The sequence below is a fragment of the Synechococcus sp. CCY9202 genome, from assembly GCF_034931685.1.
Classification (GTDB): Bacteria; Cyanobacteriota; Cyanobacteriia; order PCC-6307; family Cyanobiaceae; genus CBW1002.
In genome coordinates, this window is sequence record NZ_JAYGID010000078.1 from 1 (window position 1) to 1,630 (window position 1,630).

Below are 1,630 nucleotides of genomic sequence, written 5' to 3' on the forward strand. Positions count from 1 at the left end.
AGTTCCGGCACTGGTAGCGCTTGTGGCGCCGGCCATGGATGATCCCATGCTCCTGAGTGTGACAACGTGGGCAACGAAAGCCATCTGGCCAGCGCGCTTGCTCAAGGGCGGCCTCACACTTCTCCTCTGTGCCGTAGAGCTCTATGAACTGAGGCAGAGAAAGACTCGGCTGGAACTGGATCCGATTCATGGCCATAGCGATCCCGACCGGTACATGCGTATCAGCCTACGCGCTGGAAGGGCTCTGACGGAGCTTGCTACCTAATCAAGATCCCTCTTACTTCCGCCTTCTTGACGTTGGCTGCGGCAGCGGAATATCGACAATCTACTTCGCAGAAAACTACAGGTTCAAAACCTATAGCGGCTTTGATTTCTCGGAGGAACTCATCAGCACCTCAAGAAAGAATTGGCTACAGTTTTCGACCCTGCGCCAGGAGCAGATTCCGATCACTTTTTTCGTCGACGACGCGCGCAGTCATAAGCTGATCGCGCAGCCGTCTTTCGTCTACATGTTTAATCCATTTGGATTCAGGACCGCCAGTTTATTCATTCGCAACAATCTGCAGAACTTAAGATCCACAGGAAGCATCCTTGCGATTGCCGAGGACACGTGGATCACGGAATTATCTGCAGCAGGACTTCACAAAGGAATCATTAGAAAATCATCGTATAATTTATCGCTGGTATTTTACTGAGAGTCTCCTGAGGAAGTAGGGCCTCCTGAGAAAGTAAGAACCAGCCCCAGGTCAGCAAAGTGGGGAGGCCCCGCCCTAACACTGAGTGTTGCTCAGGCTGCAGCCGGTTGATTGCTCAGGAGCCGCTCCTCGCCTCTTCGCATGGATTCAGTGCCGATCAGTAGCTGAAACAAGAAGGCAAAAAGAACCAAAAGAAGCCCCAGCAGCTTCTCGAGGTTCATTACCAGTACAGCCAATGCAATGGCTGATCCTTGGGTGGCAGCGAGCTTCTCACGAATCAAACCCAATCCAAATCGCCGCTTCCCCTGTCCGATTTTGCCTTCTACCGCGTTACGTTGCCGTTGATCATCAAGACACTGTCTCTTCTCTTCTGCCACAAGCTCAGGATCGCTCTTGGGCCGACCAAGGCGAGGTCCACTCAGGCGTATCCCATGACGCTGACAGAAAGCGCGGTTCGCTCGAGTCCGATAGATCTGATCGGCACAGATCACTTCTGGATAATGACCATGACGACGGCGATAGGCTCTTGCTTGAGCCTTTAGGAGTTTGCTGAAAAACCCCGCTTCCTCTGCGAGAATGAGTCAACTGCCCCAGGTTTGATGCGAGGTCAGCAGGAGCGCAGCGGCTCCTTGTTCTCCTACGTCTCGATCGAGGAGCGGATCCCGGCCAGCCATCCGCTGAGGCGGATCAGGAAGCTGGCGGATCAGGCCCTCGATCGACTCAACCCCACCTTCTGCAGGTTGTATGCCTCAGAAGGTCGTCCATCGGTGCCGCCGGAGCAACTGCTGCTGGCCTCGTTGTTGCAGGGCCGCGTCCCTTTGCGTGGTGTAAAACCCGAGGCCCGAATGCCCTGACTCAGAGGGTGAACAGGGTGGAATGACGGGCTGTCATTCCTGAGGCGCAGATGCACCTCGTTTTTCCACGATGAAATGAGG

General features: G+C 54.4%; 2 protein-coding genes and 2 pseudogenes. 2 read left to right on the forward strand and 2 right to left on the reverse strand.

Features of this window, described 5'->3' with window-relative positions:
* A partial coding sequence (locus tag VB777_RS10670; RefSeq protein ID WP_416238342.1) for a transposase occupies nucleotides 1-190 on the reverse strand: 190 nt, incomplete at its 3' end.
* 64 nt (nucleotides 191-254) lie between these two features.
* Here VB777_RS10670 and VB777_RS17425 point away from each other — a divergent pair.
* The gene (locus tag VB777_RS17425) at nucleotides 255-695 is read left to right on the forward strand and encodes a class I SAM-dependent methyltransferase (protein ID WP_416238343.1); all 441 of its coding nucleotides are present in this window, start codon (nucleotides 255-257) and stop codon (nucleotides 693-695) included.
* A gap of 92 nt (nucleotides 696-787) precedes the next feature.
* On the opposite strand, the pseudogene VB777_RS10675 reads toward VB777_RS17425, so the two are convergent.
* Nucleotides 788-1,237 (reverse strand): annotated as a pseudogene (locus VB777_RS10675) (transposase); the annotation flags it as partial.
* Between the two features lie 57 nt (nucleotides 1,238-1,294).
* Between VB777_RS10675 and VB777_RS10680 the strand changes: the two are divergent.
* A pseudogene (locus tag VB777_RS10680) lies at nucleotides 1,295-1,519 on the forward strand (IS5/IS1182 family transposase); the annotation flags it as partial.
* Between the last annotated feature and the right edge of the window lie 111 nt (nucleotides 1,520-1,630).